Here is a 4,625-nt window from a genome sequence, read left to right as displayed (position 1 = left end):
CGTCGCGTCCGGCCGCCGGGCGGCGGCGCGGCTCCTCGCCGGGACCGCAGCGGCTGCCGGGGCCGGTGCGCCCCCTCCCGCTGGGCCCCCGCTGGAGCGGCCTGGGACCATGGGGGCGTGAGCCAGACGACCAGCGACGCGTCCCCCAGCACCCCCTCCGCCCCCGAGGCGGCCGCCGCGGAGGCCCCCACCTCGGCGGAGATCAACGCGACGATCCGCTACACGATGTGGTCGGTGTTCCGGGCCGCGGGGCGGATGCCCGAGGACGAGCGCCCCGCGGCGGCGCGCGAGCTCGAGGCGCTCCTGGCGGCCGACGAGGACGTCGTCGTCCGCGGGCTCTACGACGTCAGCGGCCTGCGCGCCGACGCCGACGTCATGGTCTGGTGGCACGCGTCGTCGGTCGAGGCCCTGCAGGGCGCCTACCACCGGCTGCGCCGCTCGGCGGTGGGCCGGGTGCTCGAGCCCGTGTGGTCCTCGACCGGGCTGCACCGGCCGGCGGAGTTCAACAAGGGCCACGTGCCGGCCTTCATGGCGGGGGAGGAGGCGCGCGGGTACCTGTGCGTCTACCCCTTCGTGCGCTCCTACGACTGGTACCTGCTCGACGACGCCGACCGCAAGAAGATGCTGCGCGACCACGGCATGGCCGCCATGCCCTACCCGGACGTGCGGGCCAACACGGTGAGCGCCTTCGCGCTGGGCGACTACGAGTGGCTGCTGGCCTTCGAGGCCGACGAGCTGCACCGCATCGTCGACCTCATGCGCGAGCTGCGGGCGACCGAGGCGCGCCGCCACGTGCGCGAGGAGCTGCCCTTCTACACGGGCCCGCGGGTGAGCCCGGCCGAGGTGGTCGAGCGGCTGCCCTGACGGCCGCGCCGGCACACCGGACGCACGAGAGCCCCGCCCCTCGGGGGGCGGGGCTCTGGTGCGTCTCGAGGGCTCGCGCGGCTCCGGCAGCGGGAGGGCGTCAGCCCGCGGTGCCGGGACGGCGCATGGGCACGTGGGGGATGCCGTCCTCGAGGAACTCCTCGCCGACGACCTCGAAGCCGTGGCGGGCGTACCAGCCGGCCAGGTGCGCCTGGGCGTCGAGGACGAGGTCCTCGTGGCCGTGCCGGCCCACGACGTCGGCGAGGAGCACGGACGCGAGGCCCTGCCCGCGGGCGGACGGGGCGGTGACGACGCGGCCCACCCGCCGTGGCCCGCCGCCCGGGTCCTCGAGGACGCGCAGGGCCGCCGCCACGGGCACCCGCTCGCCCGCGCGCACGCGGCCGTCCCCGGTGTGCCACAGGTGCTCGGTGCCCGGCTCGAGGTCCCGGCCGTCGAGCTCGGGGTAGGGGCACTCCTGCTCGACGACGAAGACGTCGACCCGCAGCCGCACGAGGGCGTGCAGCGTGGCGGCGTCGAGGTCGTCAGGTCGGGCGCGCCGGACCTCGCCGACGGCTCCCGCGACAGCGTCCCCGTCGGAGCGGCCGGCGACCGTCCCGGGCCGGGCCATCGGGCCGCTCAGGACCGCTCGGGCTGCAGGCGCAGCGAGACGGAGTTGATGCAGTAGCGCTGGTCGGTCGGGGTGCCGTAGCCCTCGCCCTCGAAGACGTGGCCGAGGTGGCCGTCGCAGGCGGCGCAGCGGACCTCGGTGCGGACCATGCCGAGGGAGCGGTCGCTGATGTAGCGCACGCGGTCCTCGGCCAGCGGGGCGTAGAAGGACGGCCAGCCGCAGTGGGAGTCGAACTTCGTCTCGGAGCGGAAGAGCTCCGTGCCGCAGGCGCGGCAGCTGTACACGCCCACGGTCTTCTCGTCGGTGTACTCACCGGTGTAGGGGCGCTCGGTGCCCCCGAGGCGCAGCACCGAGTACTCCTCGGGCGACAGACGCTCGCGCCACTCGGCGTCGCTGCGGCGCACGGGCTCCGGCGCGCCCGAGGCCTCGGGCCCAGTGTCGGCGGACGGAGTGCCGGCGGACGGGTTCGGGGAGGTGGAGGTCATGCCCGTGCCAACACGGGCGCCCGGCACCGACTTCCCGGCCCCGCCCCTCGACGCCCTCGCCCCTCCACGTCCCCGCCTCTCCACGCCTTGTGCCCCTCCACGCCTCCTGCCCCCGCACCGTCCTCCCGCACGGCCCCGTCGGCAGCGGCGCCGCCGGGGGCGCCAGGATGGGGCCATGCAGGCGGACGAGGTGCGTGAGCAGCCCGGTGGCGGGACCGAGCAGGACGACCCGCGGGACGAGGTGCTCGTGCCGACGGAGGCGAGCCCGGGCACTCCCGCGCACGAGCCCGCGGCGACCACGGCGGCGGGCGACGCCGAGCCCGAGGACGCCTGGCGCCAGGGCATCCACCTCGCCAGCGGCGGCGCGGACGACGCCGACGGCAGCGGCCAGGCGCGCTCGGGCTACTGGGACGACCAGGACGACCCCGAGGGGCCCGACGAGACCTGAGCCGGCCCGGGTCCTCGGGCCGGGCGGTCAGCCCGCGGCGTGCTGGTCGGGGTCCGGCTCGAGGTGCTCGGCCTCCTCGGGGATCTGCCGGGGGCCGATGACGACGAGGCGCCCGGCGGACAGCTCGGCGGAGGCGTCGCGCAGCCACGACGGCGGCTGGTCCGGCAGGCCCTCCGCGGCGATGGCCGCGACGAGCTGCTCGCGGATGTCGGCGGGCGGCGTGCCCTGCAGCCGCCGCAGCTCGCCGAGGACGTGCTGCAGGCGGGTCTGCATGTGGTCCAGGCCCTGGGGGTCGCTCTCGGTCATGGGGCGACCGTAGCCTCAGCCCAGCCGCGCCGTCCCGCCGTAGACGTGGAGCACCGGCACGCCGAGGGCGTCGCGGGCGCGCGAGGCCCAGTCGCGGTGGAAGGTGTCCTCGACGGCGTGGGGGCGCGTGACCACGACGACCTCGCGGACGCCGCCCGCGCCGACGGCCGCCTCGAGCGCGGGCAGCGGGTCGTCCTGGACGACCTCGCCCTCGGCGGCGCACCCGGCGCCGCGCAGCGCCGCGAGCGACTGCTCGAGGGCGCTCGTCGCCTCGGCGCGGGCCTCCCGCTCGTCGGGCTTCCCCTCGCGGACGGCGTCGAGGGCGGCGCGCATCTCGAAGAGGCTGAGGTGGTCGACGACGTCGGCCAGCAGGTTGCGCTCGGTGTCCGCCGGGACGAGGACGCGGTAGGCGGCCCGGACGCCCTCGACCTCGTGCAGCGCCGCGACGCGCTCGGCGTCGCCGTCGTCCAGGGCCTCCTCGGTGAGGAGCAGGACGACCTCCGAGGCGGCGGCCGTGGGGGCGGTCTCGGGGGGCAGGCTCTCCTCGGGCACGGGCGCAGGCTAGTCGAGGCCCGCGCCGGGGCCGGTCAGCCCCCGGAGAGCACGGCCGCCAGGTCGTAGGCCGTCGGCACCTCGATCTGGTCGGTCGTGCACGAGAGCGGCTCCCGGTCCGGGCGCCACCGCAGGAAGCGCACGACGTGCCGGAAGCGGCCGTTCTCGAGCTGGTCGTAGCCGACCTCGCAGACGAGCTCGGGGCGCACGACGACGAAGGAACCGTCCCTGCTGGCGGAGAAGCGGTTCCGCTCGCCGGCGCCCCGGACCGGCTCGCCGTCCTCGCCCCGCTCGACGTACGGGGCCAGCTCGTCCACGAGCTCCCGGCGCCGGGCCGCCGTGAAGGCGGAGGCCCCGCCGACCTGGTGGAAGTCCTCGCCGTCCGGCGGGCGCAGGCCGAGCAGGAGCGAGCCCACGCCCTCCCCGCTCTTGTGGACCCGGTAGCCGACGACGACGACGTCGGCCGTCCGGGCGTGCTTGACCTTCGCCATCACGCGGCGGCCGGGCTCGTAGCGCGCGGCGCGCGGCTTGGCGACGACGCCGTCGAGGCCCGCGCCCTCGAAGTCGGCGAGCCAGCGCCGCGCCAGCTCGGGGTCGTCGGTGCGCTGGGTCACGTGCAGGGGCCCCCGCACCCCCGCCCACGCCGCCTCCAGGCGGCGGCGCCGCTCCTCGGCCGGGCGGTCCGTGAGGTCCTCGTCGCCCTCGGCGAGCAGGTCGAAGGCCACGAAGGAGGCGGGCGTCTCCTCCGCGAGCGTCCGCACGCGCGAGGCGGCGGGGTGGATCCGCTGGGACAGGGCCTCCCAGTCCAGGCGCTCGGCGCCCGCCTGGCCGCGGCGGACGACGACCTCGCCGTCGACGACGCACCGCGCACCGCCGAGCTGGTCGACGAGCTCGGCCACGACCTCGGGGAAGTAGCGCGTGAGCAGCTTGCCGCCGCGGCTGCCCAGCTCGACCGCCGGGCCGCCCTCGGCCGCGCCGTCGTAGAAGACGACGCAGCGGAAGCCGTCCCACTTCGGCTCGTACCACAGGCCCCCCTCGACCGACGCCGGCTCGGGTACGTCGCCGACCGCCCGCGCGAGCATGGGGTCCACGGGCGGCAGCACGGGGAGGGCGAGGCGCGCGCCGTCGGACCCGGCGTCGGGCTCGGCGTCGGCGGCGGGGCGGGGGGAGGTGGGCACGGGCCGATCCTGCACCCGGCCATCGGACCCGCGGCGTCCGGCGGCGCCCTCGGCCCGGCTCCGCGGCGGCAGCGCCACCCCCCGCGCACGACGACCCGGAGGAGGAGGCGCTCGCGACGGTCGAGGAGGTGCTCCGCCGCGGCATCACCCACCTCGACACGTCC

The 4,625-nt window shown here is 77.4% G+C and carries 7 protein-coding genes; 2 read left to right on the top strand and 5 right to left on the bottom strand.

The genetic code is table 11. The features are described from left to right. Positions 1 to 201 precede the first annotated feature (201 nt). Positions 202 to 864 carry a hydrogen peroxide-dependent heme synthase gene (hemQ, locus tag HLB09_RS13255; RefSeq protein WP_344553896.1) on the top strand — a complete coding sequence of 221 codons (663 nt, stop codon included), beginning with the start codon at positions 202 to 204 and terminating at the stop codon, positions 862 to 864. A gap of 100 nt (positions 865 to 964) precedes the next feature. On the opposite strand, the gene HLB09_RS13250 is transcribed toward hemQ, so the two are convergent. Continuing rightward, a complete protein-coding gene (locus HLB09_RS13250; RefSeq protein WP_171203817.1) occupies positions 965 to 1,492 on the bottom strand; it encodes a GNAT family N-acetyltransferase in 528 nt (175 codons plus the stop codon). 8 nt (positions 1,493 to 1,500) lie between these two features. Further along, complete coding sequence (gene msrB, locus HLB09_RS13245; protein ID WP_171203816.1) at positions 1,501 to 1,977, bottom strand: peptide-methionine (R)-S-oxide reductase MsrB; 477 nt, start codon at positions 1,975 to 1,977, stop codon at positions 1,501 to 1,503. A gap of 175 nt (positions 1,978 to 2,152) precedes the next feature. Here msrB and HLB09_RS13240 point away from each other — a divergent pair, with 175 nt between their 5' ends. Further along, positions 2,153 to 2,425 (top strand): hypothetical protein, encoded by a 273-nt coding sequence (locus tag HLB09_RS13240; RefSeq protein WP_171203815.1) that lies wholly within the window; start codon positions 2,153 to 2,155, stop codon positions 2,423 to 2,425. A 27-nt stretch (positions 2,426 to 2,452) separates the two neighbouring features. Here the strand turns inward: HLB09_RS13240 and HLB09_RS13235 are convergent, their stop codons facing one another. The 3 genes from HLB09_RS13235 to HLB09_RS13225 are packed head-to-tail and all read right to left on the bottom strand — an operon-like array spanning position 2,453 to position 4,365. Then, entirely contained in the window at positions 2,453 to 2,731 is a 279-nt protein-coding gene (locus tag HLB09_RS13235; protein WP_171203814.1) for a hypothetical protein, read from the bottom strand. Between the two features lie 15 nt (positions 2,732 to 2,746). Continuing rightward, positions 2,747 to 3,283: a hypothetical protein gene (locus tag HLB09_RS13230; RefSeq protein ID WP_171203813.1), complete on the bottom strand. Its 537-nt coding sequence runs from the start codon at positions 3,281 to 3,283 to the stop codon at positions 2,747 to 2,749. A 35-nt stretch (positions 3,284 to 3,318) separates the two neighbouring features. Further along, positions 3,319 to 4,365 (bottom strand): ATP-dependent DNA ligase, encoded by a 1,047-nt coding sequence (locus tag HLB09_RS13225; RefSeq protein ID WP_171203818.1) that lies wholly within the window; start codon positions 4,363 to 4,365, stop codon positions 3,319 to 3,321. Positions 4,366 to 4,625 lie beyond the last annotated feature (260 nt).

This window comes from Pseudokineococcus marinus (assembly GCF_013004605.1).
GTDB lineage: Bacteria > Actinomycetota > Actinomycetes > Actinomycetales > Quadrisphaeraceae > Pseudokineococcus > Pseudokineococcus marinus.
Note: the sequence above shows the minus strand (reverse complement) of the source record. Positions and strands in the feature narration are given on the sequence as shown.